We start from the raw sequence: 24825 nt of genomic DNA, 5'->3' as shown, positions 1-24825 counted from the left end.
CCCGGAATGGTCTCACCAAAGTACCAGGTACGGACACTTCCACATTGCAAACATTGATTCCATCCGTAGGAAGCTTATCCCCAGCTTTTGATCCGGGTAAAGATACTTATACTATGTCTGTGCCTAATAGCGTATATCAATTTCAGTTAACGCCAACGGCACTTGATCCACATGCCAAGATTGAAATTTCTGTTGGAAATGGTGATTGGCAAAACGCTTCAAATGGTGCTGCCAGTGAGAGCCTGCCACTCCAAGTCGGCGGAAATACGATAATTGTTAAAGTCACAGATTCGCTCGGCCATGTAACCGAGTATAGAATCAACGTGAACAGAGCATCCAGCGACAATGGTAACAACGGTGGAGGCAACAATGGCGGTGGCAATACTGGAGGAAATGGAGGCAACAATGGCGGTGGCAATACTGGAGGCAATGGAGGCAGCACACCAGCACCTTCACCTGCGCCAGTACCAACACCAACCCCGACAGCACCAAAAGATAACTTGGAAACCACTCGGGATGGCAATGATCAGCCGTTCGCGACGTCCAAACCATCCGGTGACAAGCAAACGTTGGTTCAAGTTGATCCAGCCAAGCTGAACGCTGCCATGTCCCAAGGTACAGGACAGCAGTTTGCCATTCATTCACCGAATGAAGGCGATATGAAGGTAGACGGCTTAACCTTGGAAACACTGAAACAATTAACTGATCAAGGGTCCAAACTGAACATCAGCAATCCGCTGGCGATCTATCCGGTACCTGGCGGCAAAATGGACCTGAACGGTGTGTCCAAGCAGCTTGGCAACGTTGCAATGAACGATATTTCTGTACACGTCGACATTGCACGTTCTTCGGACGCCTTGATTAGTAGCGCGAAAAACAAGGCTCTAGCCGATGGGTATGAGCTTCTGGTGAACCCAGTGGATCTGGACCTCACCTTTACGAAAGATGGACAAACGGTTCGATCCGGGCAACTGAACGGGTACGCGCCAAAATATATTGCACTTCCAGAAGGAATCGATCCGAACCGGATTACAACAGGCGTCATCGTCAACCCGGACGGCAGCATCTTCCATGTGCCGACGGTTGTGACGAAAATAGACAACCGTTATTACGCACTCATCAATGATTTGCGCAGCAGCGGAAGCTATTCGGTGATCTGGAATCCTCAGGATTTTGAGGATGCCAGAACTCATTGGGGTAAAACGGATGTAAACAACATCGCAGCCCGATTGGATTTGAAAGGGAACGGAGATAATACGTTCTCACCGGACCGCAGTGTAACACGCTCCGAATTCGCAGAGATCGTGGTAAACGGTTTGGGTTTGATGGCTCAGGATGCTCCACAGGTTCAATTCCCTGATGTGTCCCCATCTGATTGGTATAGGAATTCAGTAGCGATCGCAAGCGATTTTGATATCATTACCGGTTATGATGACGGCTACTTCAAAGGCAGTCAGCAAATCACGAGAGAGCAGGGCTTTGCCATGGTTGCTCGTGCATATCGCTTGATTCAATCCGGGAACGTGCCTAATCAGGAGCAAATTGCCTCAGAGTTGGCTCGTTACGAGGATGCCGCTGACCTATCTTCTTGGGCTAAAGAGGATGTTGCCCAGCTGATCCAAGCGGGAATCATTCAAGGCAATGGACCAGAAGTCCTTAGTCCGAAAGCATCCATGACACGTGCTGAAGTTACGGCATTGATCGCAAGAATGCTGAAATTAACCAACTTGATCGATAAGTAATCATCTATATGCGATAAGTAAACCATCTATACTGAAAAGCCTTTGCTGATATTTTGGGGTCAGCAAAGGCTTTTTAGTTTTCCTTTTTTGAAAACAAGCATTGTAGGCCGTCACAGGCAAAATTCTCTTGCTTGCTCGTCAAAGAACTCGATAACATTCGGGTATTCTCTGATATCAATAGCGTTCTTTCTCATGATTTTATGAATAAAGATGGCATCCGTAAAGATTTTATTAATGATGATGCCGCACCACTCCGGCTTGTCTCTAAAGCCATCCAATAGTGCATGAATCTCATCAAAGTTAAAATAAAGGATATATGAAGCATAATTCTGAAGCAGCATCGTGAAGCAATGATCTCGATAGGCACCGGCACGGTGGTCAGCCAGAAAACCCCTTATAACATCAAATAACAAAGATTTATTTTCCGCGTACATATGCAGCATCTGATCCACGTTATTCACCAATTCCACTACAGCCTCTAATCCTTCTTCCGAGGTCATGCTCAGCTTGGGAGACTTACCCTCAATCGTTCGCAGCAGCTCCAGTGTAAGGTTTTTGCAGGCCTGTATTTCATGTGGAGCGAGGAGGAGCTGCTCGCTGTATTTATCCTGATTTTCGATGTAATGGTCGTGAAACGCCGAGAAGTAGTGCTCCAGCTTGATATCGGTTTTGGTATGTATAAGGTCCTGCCCGTTAAACGAACAGGCGTAGAGGGTATCCTCATTGACCGGATGTGTGTAAAGGTAGAAAAAGAAGAAAAAGTCTCTCAACTCACGCTTCTGTTCCTCCTTTAGGCTGGAAAGTCCATTCAATTGGGCGAGCTGAAAGAAGCTGTAGGTTTTCATCCAATCATTCATAGTGCTATAGGAATTATGCGTGTGAATCGACATCGTGGTATTCAGGGTAAAGAGCAGATAATACAGGACCTGTTCGTCGTATATATCCAATGGGTTGAAAACATCAGCGAGGATGGGCATCCCATTTGGTTTGCTACCATAGTATGGATCTTCTGGCTGGAGCTCGCGCATCCAGTTCGTAAAGGTTTCTTCCGAATGTCCGGAAAGGAATAAGTCTGCGCTATCGTCTTCATATAAGGTATATTCAAAAGGCTCTGTATGGACAGGCGTTAGCCCTCTTTTCCATTTTATATTGAGATACTCGTTATATAGGGTTTGAAGTTGTATCTTCATCTTCTGATCCATCCTCTGGTCGGTTTTGGATTACTGAACGTCAGTTACATGCCGCCCTTTCCAAACTATTCGACGCTTATCGGAGCATTCCCCCTTAATTTAACCAGTCGTAATACTTTCGCCCTGTTGGGAGATCGTGGAATCTGAGATGATGGGTTCATCAAAGGTTCGGGTCACGAACTTCGGACCTTTGGTCTTCAGGCTATGGCGATCCTTCCTTCTACATCATTGGAGATCCTAGGGTCGCCGCTTTCCTGAAGATCTCATTTCAGAGAGGAGGCGTCCAGGCTATCATATTCCTTCCTTCTACATCAGACCAAGCTTTTAGGGATATGGCTTACCTGGACTCTTTTATCATGAACAATACCATCTATTTGCGCAGAGCCAGCAAACTTATGATTGAACCAAGTGAAGGGCTGCAACAACAGTTACCCAAAAAAGTTCTGGCGACAGCTCTCAAAAATATTGAGTCCCTCGGGTTTACTTTCTCAAATGAGCTTATGCAGGCGATGCGAAAGCTACCCAAAGAACAATTTGAAGCGTTATATCAACAACTGGTGAAAGACCTCAAAGTCATGGTCGGCGCCCATGTGGAGTACAAACCGATGTATGCGGGATTCCCGCAACAGGTGATGGGAGAGGACGAAGCGGAGCTGTACCTGAACGCTGTCTTCCATTATCTGACGCATCTTACGCTGGACGATTTCGATCCTTCGGCTGCGACCACTGGCGTGAGGTCTCCTTTGCTGGAGCAAAGAAAGCTGAAAGTCATTGATCTGGGGAGCAAGCAAGCGTTCCTGAAGCTGATCCGTCAGTTAGTGGAAGCGAAAGGCTCCATCTCCGATACGGACAAAAAAGATATCAAATGTGTGCTGAAACATGTCGATCCGAGTGATGTTGAGATTATTCTGCCTCCAGAGATTCCGTTTAAGGAGAATGTGGGCTTTGTCGTTGCTGTGTTGTTGAAATATGAACTGGCTAGCATGGAACGAATCGGGTCTTATTTTAAAACGGCAAGCGATGTGCTCCGACTGGCAGTATCCTGGTCAGAGGGTGATGTCAGTCTGGCAACAGCCTCGCCTTTTCGTAAATTCAAGCGCCGTGAGCGCCGCTTGCTCCTCAGCTTGCTGGAGCAATGCTGCTCCATCACGGAGGATATGCTCCGCTACAAGGATCGATGGATTCGGCTGGGTGAAATCCTTCATCCATCCGAATACAAGCTTCGGTTCCCACGGAGCCAGGAAGCCTTTGATATTTTGCGTAATGATAAACCGTTTACGACCTTTAATGGAAGCGTAGAGCTGGCATTTCAGTATCGGAATGTCTGGAGCTTGATCGATCTGCTGTCACAGCGTCCGGGAGAATTCGCCAGGAAGCTGGATCACTTGCTGCGAATCACCGAGGATGAAGCCTATGTGTTGCTGGCGTTTGGCGAGGTGGCTGCACAGGTATCTACACCCGTGCTATTGCAGGTGAGGCAGCATTTTGCTCAACGTAATGATTCGCAGGAGCTGCGTGTCTTTTTCCCCAAGGGCAATGTGGCCAAGGCTTTTGGTATCCCGAATAAGCTGCCAGAGATTAACGAGGCAGTCTGCCAGGAAGTAGTGCAGTTGTGCGAGCAGGCTTTAATTACACGGTTTGCTGACTTGCCTGTGCTCGGGAAGACGTACATCGATGAACGGCTTCAACATTATCTGGTTCCATTTTCACAACGATCCGCGAGTAAAGCTTTACGGACCATTGTGCGGGGAAGCCGCATCCCGATGGGGGAGGGTGACACGATTCGTTTCTTCAGCTGGTGGAAGGAGGGCGAGGTGGACGGTGTACCTACGGGGCGCGTGGATATTGACCTGTCGGCGGTCATGTATGACGAGAACTGGAACTACGTTGAACATATTTCGTATACGAATCTGCGCTCTGTCAAATATAAGGCTGTCCACAGCGGGGATATTGTGACTGCGCCTTATGGGGCGAGTGAATTTATTGATCTGCATATGCCATCGATTGTGAATTATGGCGGACGTTATGTAGTGACGACACTGCACTCCTTCACTAGCCATCCGTATTGTAACTTGCCGGAATGTTTTGCGGGCTGGATGATGCGTAAAAAGCCTGGCTCAGGTGAGATTTATGAGCCATCCACAGTGGAGAACAAAGTGGATCTCACCGCTGATACGCAGATTGCAATTCCCGTCATTCTGGACTTGGTTGAACGTACAATGATCTGGACCGATCTGGCTCTGACCAGATATCCGGACTACAATAACGTGGAGGGGAACCAGAAAGGTATTGTGCTTATGGGGAAAGCGATGACCACATTACGCAAACCCGATCTGTACGACTTGTTCATGCTGCACGCCAAGGCGAGAGGTCAGTTGGTGGATACGAAGGAACAAGCCGATACTATCTATGCAGTCGATGAAGGCATGACGCCGTATGATATCGAGCAGATTATGGCAGAGTACCTGGCCTGAGAGGTATGGAGTGATGCTGGATGCGTGTAAAAAAGCATAGGGAAAGGAAGGAGCAGCTGCAAGGCTGCTCTTTTTGGCTCAGAAGATACACAGGAACAGATTAAGTGGGCGATTCATGCAAATCTGGCGTGCAAGCTAATGAAACGTGAAAAGTTTAAATTGCGATTAAGGGATATCTCACCTTCACCTTAAGCACTACTCGCTACTGCTTAACGCGTTCGCTTCCTTCACCACTTCTGCGCCGCCTGCGGACATGAACTCCTGTACGAACTCATCGAACTCACTGAGCGGTCGCTCGCCTGTAATAAAGGCGATATAGGCTTTGTTTTTGAACCGGATCAACGAATCACCATACTTGGCGAGAGCGGGGGTAGCGACCTCCAGCGCATTATAAATGCCGTTCTGATCGAGGTGCAGCGTGGCCGCCCATTGTTCCCGTTCTCCTGTCTGTTTCAGCGGAACGGTCATCCCGATATTGGCGCCGATCGAATTCTGATACCCGAACATGGTGTCATACGGCGGCATGATGACGATGTTTCGGGGCTCTGTTGGTGTCCAGACCCAGTGTTTATTTTGCACGCCGTAGGCCAACCTTGCTGCTTGATCTGGATCAGGGCTTGCACTGACCTCGTTCAAAATGCGCAGGATCATCTCCAGCTTGCCGGGTTCTTTGACCGCATCGACTCCAATGGCTGTGAAGCTCATTAACATGTCGTTGCCTTTGGAGCCGCGTTGTCCGTGAGGCCCCGTGAAGGGTTTACCCAATGTGACCTGGGCTTCAGGGAACTTGGACGTTAATTCTTTGACATTAAAGGCAGCTTGGACAGGACTTTTCACCACTTTACCGTCACGCTCAACACGCCAATCCTCATAATCACCATCCTGAATCCAGTGGTAGTAGTTGCCCATCGAAGTCATCCCGATTTTACCGTTAATAAAAGCATGAGACAGATGTTTGTAGCCGCCTTTATTCTCTCCGGTCACAAACTCGGGATCAATGACGCCGTCTTGGTACCATTTGCACAGATAGGTCAGCGCCTCCTTCATTTCGGGTTCCAGTGCACCAATCACCTTCTTCTCGTCCTTCTTGTTAAAGTAAAGTTGATCTGCAAAAACAATCTGTCCGAAGGCGCCGAATACCACGTTCATGCCTTCGCTGGACAGACCATACGTATCCTGAATGCCGTTGCCATCGGGGTCATCAAAGGTAAAGGCATAGATCACCTTCTCCAGTTCTGCCAGCGTCTGCGGAACAGACAACCCCAGCTTGTCCAGCCAATCCTGCCGATACACCACAGGTGTGCGGTAGATGTTGGTCGGATTAATGACAGGAATTCCGTAATATCTGCCTTCAATTACACCAGCTTGCTCATAAGCAGGCGCCTGTTCATGGATGATGCGCATTAGATTCGGTGCATATGTGTTCAGCGTCTCGACGGGAATCTCGGCAAGTACCCCTTGTTGCTGGTACTTTAGCAGGTCCATTGGCTGACGAATGCGAAACAGATCAGGAATGTCCCCTTGGGCCAGCTTCATATCGAGAAGGGCTTCGTATTTGTTGTTTTCCAGATTCCAAATGTCCAGATCCACACCAAATTGATCCTCTACCACCTTCACCATCTCGGCATCCTCGGGTACAGGCAGATTTTGATGCATGGTCCATGAGATGTGATATTTGGCTTTCCCGGCATCGGTATCAATCACTTCGCCCTGTTGTCGTTCTGCAATGGCCCTGGATCCGGACAGCAGATCACAGCCGCCAAGAACGACAGCAATGACGGTCAGAAGCAATGTGGTCAGAAACAGTTTATCGTGATAGAGTTTCTTCGTATTCATCCCGCCAATCCTCCTCAAGCTCTTGATCCAGCCTCTGGCATCACTGCCGAAGAGAGGTTGCGTACATAATGACCCGGTGTGCAGCCGTACATTTCCTTGAATCGTTTAATAAAATAGGCTGTTGTGCCATACCCGACGGAGCTTGCGATCCGATCAATGGTCATATTGTTGTTCTCCATCAATACCTTCGCCTGTTCCATTCGGCGGGATGTCACATAGTCGGTGTAGGTAACACCCATCTCTTCCTTAAAGAGCTTGCTCAGATATTTTGGACTAAGAAATACCTTCGTTCCAACTGCCTCAAGCGAGAGGTCCTCGGACAGGTTAGCTTCAATATATTGCTTTGCCAGTTCAATGGTCGAGACGGCCCGATCACTGTTGCGCTTCTCAGTGTCTTCAATAAATGCTTTGACCGATTCCACCAGCCAGTTGCGGTACGCCAGAACATCATGGAGATTGGTGTACTCATGATACAGATCGGGGTGGCCGAACTGAAGGGAATGCTTGTAACGTACGTTTTTTACCACATCCGAATAGATAAATACCATGTTCGACAGGATAAAATGGCAATAGTCAGCGGGATACTGTCCCTCCCGCACATGTTCAACCACCTGTTCAATAGTAACTATCGCTTCATCCATCTGCCTCCCCTGGAGCTTGTCCCTGAACTTGGCAAGCATGGCCTGAGGAATTTCATCCAGGCTGTGTTCACGCTGGAGTATGGCACGATCCTTCAAAATGTTCAGCTCGGGCAGGAAATAAGCATATTTCATAAAAGCCAGTGCTTCATTGAAGCTGCGGTGCACATTACCCACATCGTTGACCCAGCAGCCCGTAGATAGCTGAATATCCGGTTGCAACTGCTGTCTGGCTTCAGCCAACAGAAGCTGGGCGAATGTATTCAGCATTGCTTCCGAGGCAACATCGGTACACAGGATGACGGCGAGCCTTTGGTCAGGCAGCTCTTCGGCAATCAGACGGCTGTCTTGCAGAGACAGGGATTCAAGCTCGTGAATCAGCCTTGAGATTGAATAAGGCTGGCTAGGTGAGCCTTTCCCTATATGAAAAACTCCGGTATTCAGAAGTATGCAGCAGTAATCCGTGTATTGCCGTGTTAGGCCGAGAGCAGTCCACTCCTCTTCCCCCAGTCTCTGCTCAGAGTTACCTTGCAAGAGGTTAAGCATCGCCTTATGTTTGATTGCCGGGCTGTTCGCCAGCAATGTTTCTTCAAGATTGATTACTTTATCCTTCAACTGGATGAATGCACTGTCGATCAGGTGATATTCGTTCGTAATCTGGTTCGGTGCTGCACCTGTGCCGGACAGATCCTTGATACGTCCCACCAGACGTTTGATCGGACTGTAGTTGGCCCGTACCAGCAAGGCGGCTAGGACAAGCCCGATGAGCAGGGCTATCAGACAGATGCCTAGAATGAGCTTCTGAATCATGATGGATTGTTCATAATAGAAGCTGGATGGTGTTGCACTATAGATGGTCCAATCCGTGGAGGGAAGCGTCTGATAGGAAACAACGTAAGGTGCATCCCCGATTGTATCGTCGAAGCTGCCCTTTGCACTACCGAGATCGAGCACCTTCTTTAGACTTGTCGCATACTTATCGGACTGCCCCGGACTCTGCTCCTGCGCATTACTCACGGTGATTCCTGCTGAATTGACGATAAACGTTCGTTGATATTGGGAAGGCATCATGTTCTCAATGATGCGATTGATCGCATCCTCTTTTACATCAATCGCAATGATGAGATCACTGGTTTCACCCGTTGAACGAAAAGGGTAGCTGTGCGCATACGTAAATAATTCATGGCTGCTCTCCCCGGCATGACTGGTAAAGATGTCCTTCGGGATGGGACGTGAGGGGGTCCAAAGGCTATTTTGTTTGTTGGTCCGCATCTTCTGAAGCCAGTCCTTATAATAGGCGGAACCTTCGCTGTGATCCGCGTTGTAGCGTAGCCCATAAAGGGAAGATAACATGATATTGCGTTCGGGATAGTAAAGATGGATGCCCTGAACGATATCTGCATTGCCTGCTACCTTCGCTTTGAGCAGTTCTTGCAGGTCAACGACCTGATCCAGCCCGCTTCGATCCGCGTTATCCGCGAACAGACGGATGTTGGCAGATTTATCGAGTGACAGATCTACATACATTTGCTGCACTCGTTGCAATACGGTTCCTTCAATGGTACGAGCTGTATTCTCAAGAATCAGCTGATTCTTATTGCTTAATTCTTCATTGTAGCTGCGCGAGAAATAAATATAGAAAAATGAGCAGATCAGCAGCACAACGATGACCACGATTGAACCGTATGAAATGGCCAAACCGGCCCATGCAGAGCTCCATTTTCTCATCCCGCACACCTCCCGGCGAAAATTATACACTACACGTTTATGCCTGGGTTCACGATTTATATTAACTTCATGTAAAATGTTGCGATTTTATGATATTGTTCCGAAATTCATACAAAGACGAAATTGTTTTATTGCTGGTTAGTCCGACCTGATGCTACATTGGGACCGAACTGAGACCAACTAATAAACGATGGGAGTCGACAAATTTGAAAACGAAAGTGATCAAAAGCAACAAGAAGAGGTTGTTCGCCGCAGCGATGGGAGTGGTTCTTTTATCAAACACCTTTGCCGCAAGCAACGTGTTCGCCGCATCGGATGAGACGACTATTCCATTGCCGCCGCAGCCGGCGTGGGGGTATTTTGTAGATACGTACAAGAGCAACAGTAATTCAAATACAACCGTAGACTCCAATGCTGCTGTGGGCACCCTGTCCAAGTTTTTGGATCTATGGACACCGGGTGATTCCTGGGATAACGGAACCAAGATTAGGGAAGATATTCTGGATTATAACATTCAGTATGTAGCAGATCGTGCTGCAACCCGAACCAAGGCAGACGAAGAGGCCGCTTATTATACAGATCGTACTAACCAATCGTATGGTGCTGTAGATGGTCTGGGTTCACTTGCCAACGTCTATCGTGAGATATCGGGTACATTTACTTCCATTAAGAGTATTCCGGAAGATGCCACAACAACCAAGTATACGGATGAAAATGGAACAAACAAGGCCGGTGATTCAGAATCCAGGCTTGGCAAAATGGTTGACTTGATCGGAGCCGTGCGTGGCAACTCAGCTTCCTCCAACCCTTCAAAAAATTTCTTCCAGTATATGCGTCCATTTCGCTGGTTGAAGACTAACGAGGTTGTCGTGCCTACGCTGAGACCATTAATTAAACCAGACACAGAGGCTGCATCAGATGGAGGCTTCCCAAGTGGACATACCAATGCCTCCTATCTTGCTGCACTTGCACTGGCTTATTCCGTTCCTGAGCGATTCCAAGAACTGGTGACCCGTGCTTCAGAAATGGGCGATGACCGGATCGTAGCCGGAATGCACTCCCCGCTTGATGTTATCGGCGGCCGGGTTCTGGCAACTGCACTTGCTGCGGCAGCTCTGAATGATCCGGAAAATCAGCAATTGAAACAAGAGGCTTACCAACAGGCGCATGACGTGTTATTGAAACAGACGGGAACAGCAAATGACCGATTCACCGACTATGAGAAGAACAAGGCCGAATATACAGAGCGTCTTACGTATGGTTTCCCACGGAGCGGCTCAATGATCGAGCCGGTAGCTGTACCTAAAGGCGCAGAAGTGCTACTTGAAACAAGACAGCCTTACCTGACAGATCAGCAACGCCGTGCCGTACTGGCAACAACGGGCATTGAATCCGGTTATCCGGTATTGGATGATCCAGAAGGCTGGGGACGTCTCAATCTGTTTGCTGCGGCAGATGGATACGGTGCATTCAACAGCGATGTATCGGTCATGATGGATGCTGGCAAGGGTGGTTTCAACGCTGTAGACGTTTGGCGAAACAACATTTCCGGTACAGGCAAGCTGACGAAGGAAGGCAGCGGTACATTGAAGCTGCGGGGGGCTAATACGTACTCCGGCGGTACTCAGATTAGCGCGGGTACATTGGAAGGTGATACAGCTACCGCTTTCGGGAGTGGCGATGTAGTCAACACCGGCGGAACGGTTACGGAGAGTGTAACTGGCAAATGGAACATTGAGGGCAGCTTCGCACAAGCTGCTGAAGGTACCCTGGAGCTCAACGTGGCTTCCGCGAATGACGTGCTCGACGTTAAAGGTACGGTTAGTACTGCTGGGACATTGCATGTTAATTTTGCCAGCAGTTATGTGCCGGGCGGTGGTGAGATTACGCTTGTAAGCCATGGCGCCAATCAACAAAGCGGCAAATTTGCCTCTGTACAGGTAAATGGCCTGCCAAGCCAATATAATGCCCAGGTGAAGTATGAGAGCAATCGCATCGCATTGGCGATTACGGATACAACAAGTCCAGGGACAACGCCGACAACCCCAGCTACACCTGGTACAGGTGGTGGCTCGGTCACAACACCAACACCGTCCACACCATCAACAGGTCCTGGAACGGATTCGGGTACCGTTACCACGCCTCCTACAACCGAACCATCGGTACCGCCAGCAACACAGGTTAATCCGTTTAAGCCAGGTGTTGTGAGCCAGGAAACAGTACTGAAGACGGTTAAAGAAGCCATCGCAGCAACGAAAAATGAGAAAAAGACGTTCAGCGATATTTCGGGTCACTGGGCAGCTAAACATATTCAAGCTGCCGTGAAATTGCGCATGGTGGATGGTTACGAGAATGGTTCCTTCCGCCCTCATGCATCTGTCACCCGAGCGGAGTTTACGGCCATGATTGCCCGTGCTTTCGGCCTTGGCAAGAATCCGGCTTCGGCCAGCTTCAAAGATACACAGTCAAGCTGGGCAGCCGAATATATCAGTGCACTGGCTGACAAGGGAGTCATTACCGGTTATGCGGACGGAAGCTTCAAGCCGAATGCCACGATCTCCCGCGCCGAGATGGTGACGATGATTGCTCGTGTGCTTGATCTGAACGTTCTGGCAACCAGCACTCCGACGAGCTTCAGTGATGTGAATAGCAGTACCTGGGCAGCGGCGGCAATTGCGCAGGCTTCCTCGGCTAATCTGGTGCAAGGACTCTCCTCTTCCGTGTTCTCGCCGAGCGGCAAAGCTACACGGGCCGAGGCTGTGACGGTGATCATCCGCGCACTGGAGAGCGACAGCTCAATCAAGGCAATTATCGAAGTTTTGTAAACATAGTGACCTGAAAGAATGGTTAGCCGCTAAGCGAGAGTGGAAGGTTCGGTTAAGGGTAATAACGTTACCTTAAAAAGTTTGAAAGGGCAAAAATGGTTCGTGTAACGCGATCCCTTTTTTGCCCTTTTACTTTTACTCATGGGGAATGAACGGTGTTATGCTACTAACTAATGTCTGGGGTAGGGAGGAATAGAACTTCCTTAGCAGGATAATATGCTGATATGGTGGAAGTAGGTATCAGACTGCTACCTCAATGTGGCTTACGAACGAGAACGTAGATCAGTTTTTATAAGTCTATAGTGGGCGGTGAGTAATAATGGATCGATTAAAGCACAGTGGATTTTATAAACTGAAATTTTTCATCACACCAGATGAATTCAAAAGCTTTTTGGCACTTTTTGAGCAGAAACGAGCAAAGTTTATCCGTCCTAATTATGATCAAATCCTATATGATACGAATCAGGTGGGGTAAAAATGAAAAGCATACTGTTCAAATATATGAATCAATTCACATCTCTTAGCGAGCAGGAACAGCAGGCTATTATTGAAGATATCCTCATGAAGGAATACACCAGGGGAACCGTACTCCTTAGACAAGGGGAAGTTCCCGCTCAATGTTATTTTGTGCTAAAGGGATGTGTACGGCAGTACGCGATAGATGAAAAAGGAAAAGAAGTGACCTCCAATTTCTATACCGAGGAACATGCGGTCTCCATTTTCAATCGTCATCAGCACAATAAGCCATCGGCGTATACCTTAACCTGTCTGGAGGACTGTGTATTGGTCGTTGGTGATTTTCAAGCCGAGAATGGTATACTTCTCCAATATCCCCCACTGGAAACGATGATACGCAAGATGGTTGAGGAAAAGCTGGGCCAGGTACAGGATGAATGGACATCATTTATTGCGTCTTCACCGGAAGAACGATATCAAGCGTTATTACGTAAACGACCCCATCTCGTCGACCGTGTACCCCAACATCAATTAGCCAGTTATCTTGGACTCACCCCGGAGTCATTAAGCAGAATCAAGAAGCGAGTTCATAGCCGTAATGGATAGGGAAGTGCTCCATGGATAAACAAGGCATCACGCTCTTGGGGATTGCTTTCCTCCTTGAAGCAGCATCCAGATGCCCAAGCCCAGTTCTCCTGCAACCATGGGTATAGTAAATACCACTTGAAGCACTGTAATCAGCCCATCATATTGGGATAGAAATGTTTTGCATAGGTGAATGATTATGTAGCCTACAGCAGCGAGCAGTACCAAAATGCTGATCGCTTTGGGAATACGGTTTGCTTGTAAAGCAACATAGCCCACGATCAACAAATGTGCACCAAAAACAATAAGGCCCACCGACCAGATCCGTTCAAATAACTCCAGACAGAGCATCATCAGTGCTTGTGCCTGCTCTATTGGAAGCAAGGGTTGATAATCCGAAGAATGTCCCGACAGCAGCATGACTATGAGCAAGATGAGGATCGCGACGCCCAATATCGATGAATAGGCAAGACGGAGGCAAGCTCCGAGCAGGGACAGGTATTTATGAACAGGTTTCAGGAAAACATATAGCGCCCATGAGACAACAACGTCGCTAATCAGGATGATGATCCATCCCAGGATCTCGGCCTTGAACAAGCCATATGATGCTGTGATATGGTTGAATGTGCTCCTGGCATCGCCAGGTACGACAAGTTTTCCATGGATAAAGCTATAGGAAAAAAATGCAGCCAGAGCCATGATGATTAGCGTAATTCCTGCCGTTACAGCAGCTTTTCGCTCGTAAGAATATTCTTGTATGGATGTAGTCATAAGTAAGATATCCTCCTGTGCAATAGGGTTGATGTTTATTTTAAACTGGAGTCGCATGACCGACATTGACTTAAATCAAGGCAAGCAAAATGATATAATCTCTACAACGAAGCAGGGGAGGCAAGATCAATGAATGATGAACTCTTGGAACGGTTAGAGGCTTGGCATGAAGAGGATGAATATGAGGAGATTGTGAATGCGATTACACAGGTTCCCGAGGATGAGCGGGATTATATTCTGATCAACCATCTGGGCAGAGCGCTGAATAATATGGAGCGGTACCAGGAGGCAGTGGAACAGTTTTTGTCTGTCGCAGAAGAGGGGGAGAATGATCCGCTTTGGCATTACCGCATTGGTCTGGCGTATTATTACTTGGAGCAGTATGAGAATGCGCGTGCAGCTTTCGAAGCAGCAGACCGATTGGAGCCGGGAGATGAGGATACGCAGGAGTTCCTGGAATGGATTCGGAATAAAACAACAGAAGAACTCAGAGAGGAATTGGTAGAGGACGAGTCGGCGGAACCAGTCCACTCTGTGACTGAAATCACCATTGAGCCTGCACCTGGTATTGGGATGCATCTGGAATCGAAAGGGTTTTGGAATGACAGTCCCGCTTATGTCGATCAATATGTATTGTCCCCGCCTACCGAGGAGCAAATTGAAGCAGTGGAGGAGCAATTGGTTTTCAAGCTGCCGACATTCTATATAAACATGATGAAACTACATAATGGTGGTGTGCCCCACTATCGTTATTTTCCGGTTAGCCAGGCGGAGAATGATGGGAAGGTCCATATCGAAATTTCCAATATCCTGGGTGTTGGACGGGAGAAGGCACATTCACTGTGTGGAGCAGCGGGGAGTCGGGTAATGATCGAGCAGGAAGGCTATCCCGAAATCGGTGTCGTTCTATGTGAGTGCCCTTCCGATTCGGAGGTGGTCATGCTGGATTACCGTGAATCCGGCAATGCCGGTGAGCCCGAGGTTGTTCATGTGAACAAAACAGAAGGTTACAAGGTCACTTGGCTTGCGCCTGATGTGGCGACCTTTATTCAAGGTCTGGTAAATGAGGAAAATCAGCCAGCGAACCTTGAGGGTTCAATGTAAAGAAAGTTGTAGCTTCCCGTTTATAAAATAGTGAAGAAGCTGCACCCGTAATAAAGGGTGCAGCTTCTTTTCGTGAATCCTTCCCGTTCCATGCGGTAGAAGAAGCATTTCTTTTGTCGAAATCACCGTGTGTCTGGTTTAGCTGCGTTCAGGCAGCTCTGTCGTCGAATCTTCCCCATACAGCTCGATCAAATGAGTGAGGTGACCCTCGCCCCAGTCATTCATGGCCTGCAATAAAGGTGTCATTCGTTGACCGTATTCCGTGATGGAGTACTCGACTTTGGGAGGAATCTGCTGATAGACTTCGCGATGGATGATGTCATGATACTCCAATTCCCTTAATTGTTGGGTGAGCATTTTCTTCGTAATGTCAGGGATGGCCCTCTGAAGTTCACTAAACCTCATGGTGCCATTGGCGAAAAGTCGAAGTAAAATCACCGGTTTCCACTTGCCAACCAGGATGTCCAACGCCGTTTCAAACTTGCAATAAGTACTCATAGGAATCCCTCCGATCCTTTATTCATCTAAGGTTTCTTTTTCTATACTATGTTTAGTTTAAGTGCCTACTTCCAATTAGTTACCCCATAAAATATTATAGGCCTAGGTGTTGATCATATACAAGAAGAGGGGCTTACGAGTTATGAATATGGCGCTATGGATCGTTCAAGGCATATTGGGAGCCGGATTTATTTTCTCGGGATGGATGAAGGCGTTCCAGTATGAAAAGGCAAAAGAATCGTGGCCTTGGGCAAGCGAGGTTTCGAAAGGATTGGTGTTTTTTATTGGCATCGTGGAACTTGTTGGGGTCATCGGACTTGTGATACCTCAAGCAACGAATATAGCTCCCGGTTTGACGCCACTGGCGGCGAGTGGTCTTGCTATCGTTGTGCTGTTAGGAGCCATATTCCACGTTGCCCGCAAGGAGTATAAGCAAATTGGCGTGAATATCGTTTTTCTGGCATTAGCTGTGTTCGTAGCAGTAGGCCGCTTCTGAGTTTCAGGCTCACGATAGGGACAATGAACAAATATTTTGGATAATGGGAAGTAGAGGCGATTGATTTCCGGTGGGATACGGAAGGCAGTCGCCATTTTGCATCTGGAGCTATAAAAATATAGAGGAATTCTGATATATATAGAGCAAGTTCATTGTAAATTTAATGTAATATAATGGTATTAGTTCGCATTGGAAGGCTATGCAAAGGATTCGTGTATTTCAAATAAAGAGCAGGTGATTATATGTCTGGCATCAAACATTGTTCAGGAATATTGCACGTAGTGAATATTCTGGCTCTGGTTCTTTTCTTGACGGCATGTACTTCTTACACCAACGTCTCTTCAGAAGAAGTTAAATCATTTCGGCAGGATATCGAGCAAGATTTTCCTGTTATTCAAAAGACGGAGATTCGTTATTCCACACCTCGGGTCGAAGTCGCTTATACGGTCAAAACTGAACCGGATGAAGAAGAGATTCATCGAATTTTCACTCAAACCACAGTATTTATGGCTAGCTCTTCTTTTCAAAGTGAAATTATTGATGCACAGTACCGGAAGAAATATCCAAGCTGGGGCGACCCGGAGCTTGCCGTGACTATAACCTTACGCGGAAAGGATATATCTGCATACCAGTTTACTTGTAAGCCAGAAAAATCCGAATCCGATTCTGGTAACGCGACATATGCTCAGTGGTACGTTCAGACACCGGATGATACTGTGGGCAAGCCTTATCCTGACTCTGGAATGAAGAATGAAAAGTGATATTATCAAAATTTTCAGGGAACATGAACCAATAAATTGATTAAGAGACTTGATGCTATACAGCCCTCACATCCTTGAGGGCTGTATTTTTTTAACACTTCGCTTGCTTTGCTAAAGGCATCCAAAATAAGGATACAGGGCCGTATGCATTGCAGAAAGACAATTCCTCTGCTATTATTTAGCTATCTAATATTTAGACATCTAAATATTAGATAGCTTATTTATTTTCGGTTTCTTTATGAAAGGAGCTTGAGAACCATGTTAAGAATGAAAGACAAAGTAGCCCTTGTCACTGGAGGCGCTTCTGGAATAGGCTTGTCAGCGGCTCAATTGATGGCGAAAGAAGGGGCTAAAATTGTCATTGCTGATTTCAATGTCGATGGGGCAAAGGATGCAGCAGCACATATTCAAGCTCAAGGCGGAGATGCAGTGGCTGTTTTTCTTGACGCCGGAAATGAAGCTTCGATTAAGGAAGCTGTGGAATTTGCGGTGCAACAATATGGAAAACTCACATGTCTGTTCAACAACGTTGGTCTAACCAATCTGAAGAAGGATTTGGATGTGGTCAACGTGGATCTGGATGAGTGGGATCGGCTGATGAACGTTAACTTGAAAAGCGTGTTATTGGGCTGCAGATTCGCTATTCCTCATATGATCCAAGCGGGTGAAGGTTCCATCATTAACACAGCTTCCATGGCTGGTTTTACGGGAGATGCGGTTCGTGTAGCTTATGGTGCCTCAAAAGCAGGCGTCGTGAATCTGACGAGGTATATTGCTACCCAATATGGCAAGCATAACATTCGTTGCAATTCCATCGCCCCCGGCTTGATCTTGACCCCGGCAGCCGAGAATAATATGCCTCCGGACGTATTGAATATGTTCGCAAAATATAATGCACTGCCTTATCACGGAGAGCCTGATGATATCGGATATACCGTCTTGTTTCTGGCCTCAGATGAGTCCAAATTCATTACTGGACAGACCATTCAGGTGGAAGGCGGTCACTATATCGCCAATCCAATAGTTCCGGATTTCGAACAGTTCATGAAATTACAAAACACGTCTAGCAACTAGACAGAGTCGTACAAATAAAATACGATAGGAGCGTTTTATATGGGAAGATTAGATCATAAAGTAGCTATTATTACTGGTGGAGCTTCAGGAATTGGTGAAGGCATGGTGGATCTCTTTGCAAAGGAAGGCGCCATCGTTATTGCTGCAGACATTAATGAGGAAGCACTGGAGAAAGCAAGCCAAAAAGAGAATGTGTACGGAATGAAGTTAAATGTGTCCTCGGATGAAGATTGGGAGATATTAGCAAAAGTAGTCAACGAGCGTTTTGGTAAAATTGACATTCTGGTCAACAATGCAGGCATTTCTTCAGAGAAGCCATTTGAGGAAATCAATGCACAGGATTGGCAGAAAATGCTCTCCATTAATGGTTTTGGCCCATTTGCTGGCATGAAGCATGTAGCTCCGTATATGGCAGCGCAAAAGAAAGGCTCCATCGTCAATATTTCTTCCTATACCGCTTTGATTGGACAGGGTTTTAACCACTATTCAGCATCCAAAGGCGCGGTACGTGCATTATCCAAAGCAGCAGCAACTACCTTTGGTCGTCAAGGTGTTCGGGTCAATGCTCTTTTCCCTGGGATCATCGAAACACCAATGACCCAATCCTTGAACACATCGAAGGAATTGCTTGAACGATTAATTCAGGCCACACCTTTGCAGCGTCTGGGTAAGGCTATGGATATTGCCAACGCCGCACTGTTCCTGGCTTCGGATGATTCTTCGTATATTACAGGATCTGAACTGGTAATCGATGGTGGCTACTCAGCCCAATAGCGTGTAAAATGATGACAGCCCTACCGTTGAATTGGGGCTGTTGTTTTATTTTACGAGGAGGATCAGATGGAAGAACAGAACATTTTTGAGCTCATTCACAATATGGATAGCTTCACCAATAAATTAATTATACAATGGAACAAATCATTCAATGAGGACCTCGGCGTCTCTCATGTGCTTGTACTCAGTCACCTGAACCAGCATGGAAAAAGCCGACCTTCGGATATTGCGAAAATTCTGGGTTTGACCCCGCCTACGCTCAGTTATTTATCGGACAAGCTGGTAGCCAAGGAATTAGCCGTCAGAATGGTAGATGAAGCTGATCGTCGCATTATTTACCTGAACATTACCGGGAAAGGAACCGAAGTTCTTGAAAGAGCGATCTTGGAGGGGCAGAAGTTACGCAAGAATTTATTCCAGAAATTAACGCAAGAGGATCGGGCACAATTAGTCCATATTTTTGAGAAGATGAATCGGGAAGATTAAAAAAACAGCCTGGTCCTAAGAAATAAAGGAACCAGGCTGTTTTGTGTACAATGTTACTGTCTATACAGAGAAACATCCCGTTTATTATGCCGGGAATCCGCCTCCTGGTGGAGGCCACGCACCGTAGAAGCGACGCAGCAGCACAATCTCACCCAAATGGTATGAGTTATGAGACGCGATGTTGCGCAGGAGTCCCGCTTTGGTTTCACCCGGGAAATAAGGTAGCGGGTCATCCAACTGGGCAGTTTCGGCAATGGTTACCGCTTGATCAACTCCATCCAGGAATGCCTGGATATCGGCCTGCCAGGTGGCTTCATCCAGAGGGGCTGGATTTTCCGGCCAACTTTCCATCACGTTAGTCGGAAGCTGCGGCTTTCTGCCTTCCACATGTTCCAGCATGAATTGCTGCCAGTAGTGCATATGTTTCACCAGTTGATAGATACTGTAAGGCATATGTTCATGTTTGCGACCAGCCAATTCCGCACTAATGTCGGGTAAAGCGCGCGCGATGCGGATATGTCCGCGTTCACCGACCAGCGATTTGACCAGGGCTTGTCCAAATAATTGATTTGCATCTGTCATGCGAATTATCCTCTCTGGAAACCGGATTGGTTTCTGTTTGCTATAAATAGATTATACAATTAAATTTTACAAAATCAAAACAGGGATATAATGACAGAATTGAAGAAGGGGATATTTCGGTTACTGAATTAGGCTTATCCATTCATGAATAGCTAATGAATTGTTCCTATGATAGTATGTTTAACGTCAGAGGCGCGGATAACTAATGAGCGCTAATCGGAGTCACGGTGGGTGGATAATCATGCGCAGTTGGGTTCGTAACGAAAATGTGCAAATGACGGCTGTTGCTTTTGCTACAGCGGTAGGAGCGCTTTTTAAAATAAATCCTTTTCGAGAGGATTACTTTCGAATTGGCCTGGGTGTAAGTATACTTTTATTTCTGCTGATGATTATGCCACATCTGTCTTATGTGAAGACGGGAATTCTGGCGGGCATTACGAACTTCCTCTTTCAATCGGCTGATTTAATGAATCATGTGAATTCAATCTCGATCATCGAAAGCATGCAGGATAATCTGGGTGCGGGAATGTATTATGTTGTGTTTGCCTATGGCCTCAGCAAGTTCAAGAACAGATTCCATGAGATACCGCCTCTGCTGCTTGGTGGCTTGATTACGTGTATTGATTTTTCATCGAATCTCGTGGAGCTGTTCATTCGCGGTGTGTTGAGTGGGACGAATATCTTTTATATGAAAGAATGGCTTTATCTGCTGGTCCTCGGGGGGTTGCGAAGCTATTTTATCATTGGGTTGCATAACAGCTTTGCGGTAAGGCAAATCCGATTGCTGCATGCGGAGCAGGAGAAACGGATGGAGCAGATGCTGAGTGTTAACTCAGGTCTGTACGGTGAGGTCTTTTATCTAAAAAAAGCCATGAATACGATTGAAGGCATTACGGTAGACAGCTACGACCTTTATCGGGATCTCAGAGAGCAGGACTTGAACCAGTATAGCCAGCGGACGCTCGGCATTGCTCAACAGATTCATGAGGTCAAAAAGGACTCCCAGCGTATCCTTGCAGGTCTGTTGAAATTGTACGATAGCGAAAAATCTGTGAAGATGAACCTTTCCGAGGTACTGAACTTTGCAACCAAAGGAAACCGGAAATATAGTGAAATGCTGAACAAAAAGATTGAGATGCAGATCGAGCAGCAATATGATTGTGACTCCCCGTACTACATTCCTCTCTTGACGATAATGAACAATCTGATCGCCAATGCCGTGGAAGCCATTGAGAACGACGGAACAATTCGGATTCGCGTGTTGGATGAAGGAGCAGATGTGCAATTTGTGGTTATCGATTCTGGGAAAGGTGTACCCGAGGGGAAGAGAGACGTGATCTTCGAACCAGGTTATACAACCAAATTCAATGAAGTGGGCATTGCGGCAACCGGAATTGGCCTGTCCCATGTACGGGATATCGTTCAGTCTCTGGAAGGCCGAATTGCGGTGGAATCTGCTCCGCAGGGCGGGAAGGGTTCCACATTTGTTGTATCCATTCCAAAAGCGAATCTGATCAATGAGGACGGTGCGGACGACGCCTTATATCATGATCGTGGATGATGATATCTTGTCCAGAAATATGCTGCAAGATATCATTGAGGCATGCGGAATGGGTGAGTAGGCAGGGGAAGCGGGCGCGATCGCTCGGATTAAGTCTTTACCTTACCATGAGGTTGGTCAGTCTGCCTCAGGCTGCCCGCAATTTAATCCCCTTTTTTACAGTCGGTATAAACAAACAGGAGGTTCAGAATCTACATGGCATAGCCCAAGTTTATGAACCTCTTTTTTATTGCAATTCCCTACAATTCAATAATTTGTTCACAATGTTCAGCTACGATATCATCATGGGTAACAACTACAATTGTCTTACCCTGTCGGTTAAGAGCAGTAAGCATGTTTACAACAAAATCTCGATTGATTGCATCCAGAGAGCCTGTTGGCTCATCTGCTAAAATAACATCACATGGTTTTAATAAAATGCGGGCCAGCGCCACACGTTGCTGCTCTCCACCAGATAACTCATATACTTTCTTGTTCAAAGGAATATTCAATCCTACTTTTCTTAAAGCTTCCATTTTTAAGTCCTGTTTCTCTTTTTTAGATTTACGGCTGTAGGCTAGAGCCACTTCCAAGTTTCTGTCTACACGATCATTCTCAATCAGAGCGTAATTTTGGAACAAATAAGAGATTTGATTTCGCAATACAAGTGTCTGCTTCTTTCTTCCAACTTTCAGGATATCTTCATCATAAAACTTAATGCTTCCCTCATCGGGCTTTTCCAACATACCAAGCATATTTAACAATGTCGATTTACCTGAACCACTCTTTCCTACTATTGCGACCATCTGTCCTTGTAAAATATTTAGGTTAAGGTTACTTATGATGTGGTTTGTAGAATAACTTTTACTCACATTATGAAGTGCATATACCGGTATAACCTTCAAATTAGTGCCCTCCTTTTAGCATCTTGATAGCGTGTTTGCGTGAAATTCGAGTTAGCCAAGCTACGGAGAAGCATAGCTCCAAAATAATGAGAGCAATAACAATAACAATAGTCAGAAGCGAACCGAAAAGGCCCAATACGTAAATACCAATACTTGCACTTCCCCATATAATGCTGAAAAACAGAATGAATTCTTTATATTTTTTGGCATCAGAGAGGCCAAACAGTCCTCGCATAATAAATTTTTGCTGAAATTTATTGAATAAAATGGATAGATGCTGAATCATAAGAAGGCAAAAAATAATCACACTGATAATTAGAGAAACTAAAGTAGAATAAAATTGTTTCTGCAAATGATATAATTTCTCCGCAATGTACTGATCAACGGTAATAAGGTAATGGAGATTATCATCCAATTGATACTCTTTCAAAGTAGGTTCTAAAAGTGAATATGTTCCCGCCGTATCTCCATCGAGTAATTTGACTTTCATTGGATCAGTACTTCCTCCACCAAGAATCGCGTCCCGATCTCCTAATAAACTGTTTTTTTCAGTAACCACCTGAATGATAGGATCTAAAATGGTATTATTGTTTTTTGGGTTGACATCCGGATTAAAGCTGAAGATATTCTGATGATTTGCAGACCATATAATCTGAATGTTTTGTTGTTCTTTCAGCGCTGGAATTTCCAGCTGGAGTTGCTCTTTCTCGAACTTTGACCTTTGTTCGCGCTCATCTTTAAAAAAATGGACAATCTCATCTTCCTGATTTTTGAACTGTTCAGGAACCAATATAATCCAACTAGTTTCCTGATCAGATATAAGGATGGGCTTTCCACTATTATCGTATACAGGAAATTCCCTAAGGTAATTAGTATTGACTTGTAAAGACCGGAATCCACTATAATCTTTGTCCAATAAAAGTGCCGTTTCCTCATACTGACGAGAATTAATAAGGAGGGAACCCAACTCATTTAATACAGGATAAAGTTGGCCTGCTGTTGCACGAATAAATCGAATAGCACCATTCTGAAAATCTATTGCATCATATCCCTGGTTCACAGGATAAAACACACCAAATCCACTATTTTCCTTCCAATTTCGCAGGTTATATTTTTCATTTTTAACAGCATTATATTGACTGACCAATACTGAGAATAAAGACATAACCACGATCGTGGTAACTATTTTGAGTGGAACATTTATTAAAAAAATTAAAAATGTTTTGTTTCTATTTTTAATAGCGTCACTTATTTTAATATAGTTCATATAAATTAACGCTGGTATTGTCGAAATGACCATAATCAGGAACAACTTGACTTGCTCATAGATTAGAAAATAAAAGAATAGGATGCTAGAATGTGGGACAAGGAGAAATAGAAATAGGGCAAAACCTGCACTGAGAGCAAAAATAAATGTAATATTTTTACCAATTACTTCAGTCCATATTCGTATAGTAGAAAAACCTATTAGTTTGTATACAGCGACGCGTTTCGTCTCCTTAAAGCTATAATAGAGCACAAAAAAACCGTTTATGAACATTAGAATGTAAGATAATGTTTTAACATCTGACTTCGGCGAAGGCTTGTATGAATCTTTTGGAGATGTAGTATTGGTGAAGTCATTAGGTGAAAAATTAACAGATATTCCTTGCTGACTGTAGTGGTTATTCAGATTTTGAGAAAATTTCTCCAAAAATGTATTTAGAACAGTTTGGTCTGCTTCCAGATAATAATATCCACTTACTGGCAAGTAATTGTAAGAGCTTTTAAGAGTCCGTATTGTAATTGTATCATTTCCACCAAATTCCTCGATTACTCCAACTTGATTTTGGTCCCCATGAGTCGAAGTTGACATATACATTGTCGTACTTAGAGTGTCTTTGTCATTAAGAACTCTCCCTGACCCCAGTTTAAATGCATCATAAAAAGAAGTTTCTCCATTCAGTAATATGTATTTGACCAATTCAATCTGTTGATCAGGCTTATTGTTGATGGCTGGCCGCATAATATTGACATGCATTTTGGTAGATGTATTTAATAAAATAGGATAGATTTCATCAGGATTGGATAACACCAGGTTATCTGGAATGAAAAATTCAGAACCTAATTGTTGATCTAATCCATAAACGCGTTCTATTTCCTGTTGATCATAAACGTTATAACTCGTATAAAATGAGATAAAACATGTGAGTAATATAAAAAAAGTCACTAATTTTTTCAATCCTAAAATCCCCTTCAAGCACATGATGGATAGAATTGAACTAGATTCCCCATACTCGTATATACATAAAGAGGAATGAGGAATCTAGATCATTCAAAAACTACCAATATTTATTACTTAACTAAGACAGGGCATGCGC

19 protein-coding genes are annotated in these 24825 nt (G+C 45.6%); 11 read left to right on the top strand and 8 right to left on the bottom strand.

What is annotated here, in order from left to right:
- A partial coding sequence (locus PPA03S_RS12300; protein WP_217998937.1) for an S-layer homology domain-containing protein occupies positions 1–1742 on the top strand: 1742 nt, incomplete at its 5' end.
- Between the two features lie 110 nt (positions 1743–1852).
- Here PPA03S_RS12300 and PPA03S_RS12295 read toward each other — a convergent pair.
- Positions 1853–2932, bottom strand: a complete 1080-nt coding sequence (locus tag PPA03S_RS12295; protein WP_245683581.1) for a hypothetical protein — start codon at positions 2930–2932, stop codon at positions 1853–1855.
- 356 nt (positions 2933–3288) lie between these two features.
- On the opposite strand from PPA03S_RS12295, the gene PPA03S_RS12290 reads away from it, so the two are divergent.
- Entirely contained in the window at positions 3289–5406 is a 2118-nt protein-coding gene (locus PPA03S_RS12290) for a TerD family protein (protein WP_062323238.1), read from the top strand.
- A gap of 195 nt (positions 5407–5601) precedes the next feature.
- Here PPA03S_RS12290 and PPA03S_RS12285 read toward each other — a convergent pair whose 3' ends face one another.
- A complete protein-coding gene (locus PPA03S_RS12285; RefSeq protein WP_062323181.1) occupies positions 5602–7242 on the bottom strand; it encodes a type 2 periplasmic-binding domain-containing protein in 1641 nt (546 codons plus the stop codon).
- A 14-nt stretch (positions 7243–7256) separates the two neighbouring features.
- Positions 7257–9608: an AraC family transcriptional regulator gene (locus PPA03S_RS12280; protein WP_062323180.1), complete on the bottom strand. Its 2352-nt coding sequence runs from the start codon at positions 9606–9608 to the stop codon at positions 7257–7259.
- Between the two features lie 206 nt (positions 9609–9814).
- Here PPA03S_RS12280 and PPA03S_RS12275 point away from each other — a divergent pair, with 206 nt between their 5' ends.
- Both PPA03S_RS12275 and PPA03S_RS12270 read left to right on the top strand, forming a co-directional pair.
- Positions 9815–12433, top strand: coding sequence for an S-layer homology domain-containing protein (locus PPA03S_RS12275; RefSeq protein ID WP_157284114.1), 2619 nt, complete (start codon positions 9815–9817; stop codon positions 12431–12433).
- Between the two features lie 477 nt (positions 12434–12910).
- Positions 12911–13495: a Crp/Fnr family transcriptional regulator gene (locus PPA03S_RS12270; RefSeq protein WP_062323177.1), complete on the top strand. Its 585-nt coding sequence runs from the start codon at positions 12911–12913 to the stop codon at positions 13493–13495.
- Between the two features lie 27 nt (positions 13496–13522).
- Here the strand turns inward: PPA03S_RS12270 and PPA03S_RS12265 are convergent, their stop codons facing one another.
- Positions 13523–14245 carry a DUF4386 domain-containing protein gene (locus PPA03S_RS12265; protein WP_062323175.1) on the bottom strand — a complete coding sequence of 241 codons (723 nt, stop codon included), beginning with the start codon at positions 14243–14245 and terminating at the stop codon, positions 13523–13525.
- Positions 14246–14374: 129 nt separating this feature from the next.
- Here PPA03S_RS12265 and PPA03S_RS12260 point away from each other — a divergent pair, with 129 nt between their 5' ends.
- Positions 14375–15349: an SMI1/KNR4 family protein gene (locus PPA03S_RS12260; protein WP_062323174.1), complete on the top strand. Its 975-nt coding sequence runs from the start codon at positions 14375–14377 to the stop codon at positions 15347–15349.
- 138 nt (positions 15350–15487) lie between these two features.
- Here PPA03S_RS12260 and PPA03S_RS12255 read toward each other — a convergent pair whose 3' ends face one another.
- The gene (locus PPA03S_RS12255) at positions 15488–15847 is read right to left on the bottom strand and encodes a winged helix-turn-helix transcriptional regulator (RefSeq protein WP_062323171.1); all 360 of its coding nucleotides are present in this window, start codon (positions 15845–15847) and stop codon (positions 15488–15490) included.
- A gap of 142 nt (positions 15848–15989) precedes the next feature.
- Between PPA03S_RS12255 and PPA03S_RS12250 the strand changes: the two genes are divergently transcribed.
- The 5 genes from PPA03S_RS12250 (at position 15990) to PPA03S_RS12230 (ending at position 19438) form a co-directional block, all read left to right on the top strand.
- On the top strand, positions 15990–16343 hold the full coding sequence (locus PPA03S_RS12250; protein ID WP_062323170.1) for a DoxX family protein: 354 nt from the start codon (positions 15990–15992) through the stop codon (positions 16341–16343).
- Positions 16344–16585: 242 nt separating this feature from the next.
- Positions 16586–17104, top strand: a complete 519-nt coding sequence (locus PPA03S_RS12245; protein ID WP_062323168.1) for a hypothetical protein — start codon at positions 16586–16588, stop codon at positions 17102–17104.
- A gap of 258 nt (positions 17105–17362) precedes the next feature.
- Positions 17363–18178: an SDR family NAD(P)-dependent oxidoreductase gene (locus PPA03S_RS12240; RefSeq protein WP_062323166.1), complete on the top strand. Its 816-nt coding sequence runs from the start codon at positions 17363–17365 to the stop codon at positions 18176–18178.
- Between the two features lie 39 nt (positions 18179–18217).
- Entirely contained in the window at positions 18218–18952 is a 735-nt protein-coding gene (locus PPA03S_RS12235) for an SDR family NAD(P)-dependent oxidoreductase (protein WP_062323164.1), read from the top strand.
- Positions 18953–19018: 66 nt separating this feature from the next.
- Positions 19019–19438, top strand: a complete 420-nt coding sequence (locus tag PPA03S_RS12230; RefSeq protein ID WP_062323162.1) for a MarR family winged helix-turn-helix transcriptional regulator — start codon at positions 19019–19021, stop codon at positions 19436–19438.
- 84 nt (positions 19439–19522) lie between these two features.
- Here PPA03S_RS12230 and PPA03S_RS12225 read toward each other — a convergent pair whose 3' ends face one another.
- A complete protein-coding gene (locus tag PPA03S_RS12225; protein WP_062323160.1) occupies positions 19523–20020 on the bottom strand; it encodes a DinB family protein in 498 nt (165 codons plus the stop codon).
- Positions 20021–20261: 241 nt separating this feature from the next.
- On the opposite strand from PPA03S_RS12225, the gene PPA03S_RS12220 reads away from it, so the two are divergent.
- On the top strand, positions 20262–21581 hold the full coding sequence (locus PPA03S_RS12220; protein WP_062323158.1) for a sensor histidine kinase: 1320 nt from the start codon (positions 20262–20264) through the stop codon (positions 21579–21581).
- Between the two features lie 239 nt (positions 21582–21820).
- Here PPA03S_RS12220 and PPA03S_RS12215 read toward each other — a convergent pair whose 3' ends face one another.
- Together PPA03S_RS12215 and PPA03S_RS12210 are read right to left on the bottom strand one after the other, a co-directional pair.
- Positions 21821–22465, bottom strand: coding sequence for an ABC transporter ATP-binding protein (locus PPA03S_RS12215; protein ID WP_082704121.1), 645 nt, complete (start codon positions 22463–22465; stop codon positions 21821–21823).
- Between the two features lies 1 nt (position 22466).
- Positions 22467–24686, bottom strand: coding sequence for a DUF1430 domain-containing protein (locus PPA03S_RS12210; protein WP_062323156.1), 2220 nt, complete (start codon positions 24684–24686; stop codon positions 22467–22469).
- Between the last annotated feature and the right edge of the window lie 139 nt (positions 24687–24825).

Origin of the sequence: Paenibacillus pabuli NBRC 13638 (assembly GCF_001514495.1) — a bacterium.
GTDB classification, from domain to species: Bacteria; Bacillota; Bacilli; order Paenibacillales; family Paenibacillaceae; genus Paenibacillus; species Paenibacillus pabuli.
Note: the sequence above shows the minus strand (reverse complement) of the source record. Positions and strands in the feature narration are given on the sequence as shown.

What these genes read in the sequence shown, in the direction of transcription:
- PPA03S_RS12295 (WP_245683581.1), bottom strand. Translation starts at nt 2,932, where the DNA reads ATGAAGATACAACTTCAAACCCTATATAACGAGTATCTCAATATAAAA.
- PPA03S_RS12290 (WP_062323238.1), top strand. Translation starts at nt 3,289, where the DNA reads ATGAACAATACCATCTATTTGCGCAGAGCCAGCAAACTTATGATTGAA.
- PPA03S_RS12285 (WP_062323181.1), bottom strand. Translation starts at nt 7,242, where the DNA reads ATGAATACGAAGAAACTCTATCACGATAAACTGTTTCTGACCACATTG.
- PPA03S_RS12280 (WP_062323180.1), bottom strand. Translation starts at nt 9,608, where the DNA reads ATGAGAAAATGGAGCTCTGCATGGGCCGGTTTGGCCATTTCATACGGT.
- PPA03S_RS12270 (WP_062323177.1), top strand. Translation starts at nt 12,911, where the DNA reads ATGAAAAGCATACTGTTCAAATATATGAATCAATTCACATCTCTTAGC.
- PPA03S_RS12265 (WP_062323175.1), bottom strand. Translation starts at nt 14,245, where the DNA reads ATGACTACATCCATACAAGAATATTCTTACGAGCGAAAAGCTGCTGTA.
- PPA03S_RS12260 (WP_062323174.1), top strand. Translation starts at nt 14,375, where the DNA reads ATGAATGATGAACTCTTGGAACGGTTAGAGGCTTGGCATGAAGAGGAT.
- PPA03S_RS12255 (WP_062323171.1), bottom strand. Translation starts at nt 15,847, where the DNA reads ATGAGTACTTATTGCAAGTTTGAAACGGCGTTGGACATCCTGGTTGGC.
- PPA03S_RS12250 (WP_062323170.1), top strand. Translation starts at nt 15,990, where the DNA reads ATGAATATGGCGCTATGGATCGTTCAAGGCATATTGGGAGCCGGATTT.
- PPA03S_RS12245 (WP_062323168.1), top strand. Translation starts at nt 16,586, where the DNA reads ATGTCTGGCATCAAACATTGTTCAGGAATATTGCACGTAGTGAATATT.
- PPA03S_RS12240 (WP_062323166.1), top strand. Translation starts at nt 17,363, where the DNA reads ATGTTAAGAATGAAAGACAAAGTAGCCCTTGTCACTGGAGGCGCTTCT.
- PPA03S_RS12235 (WP_062323164.1), top strand. Translation starts at nt 18,218, where the DNA reads ATGGGAAGATTAGATCATAAAGTAGCTATTATTACTGGTGGAGCTTCA.
- PPA03S_RS12230 (WP_062323162.1), top strand. Translation starts at nt 19,019, where the DNA reads ATGGAAGAACAGAACATTTTTGAGCTCATTCACAATATGGATAGCTTC.
- PPA03S_RS12225 (WP_062323160.1), bottom strand. Translation starts at nt 20,020, where the DNA reads ATGACAGATGCAAATCAATTATTTGGACAAGCCCTGGTCAAATCGCTG.
- PPA03S_RS12220 (WP_062323158.1), top strand. Translation starts at nt 20,262, where the DNA reads ATGCGCAGTTGGGTTCGTAACGAAAATGTGCAAATGACGGCTGTTGCT.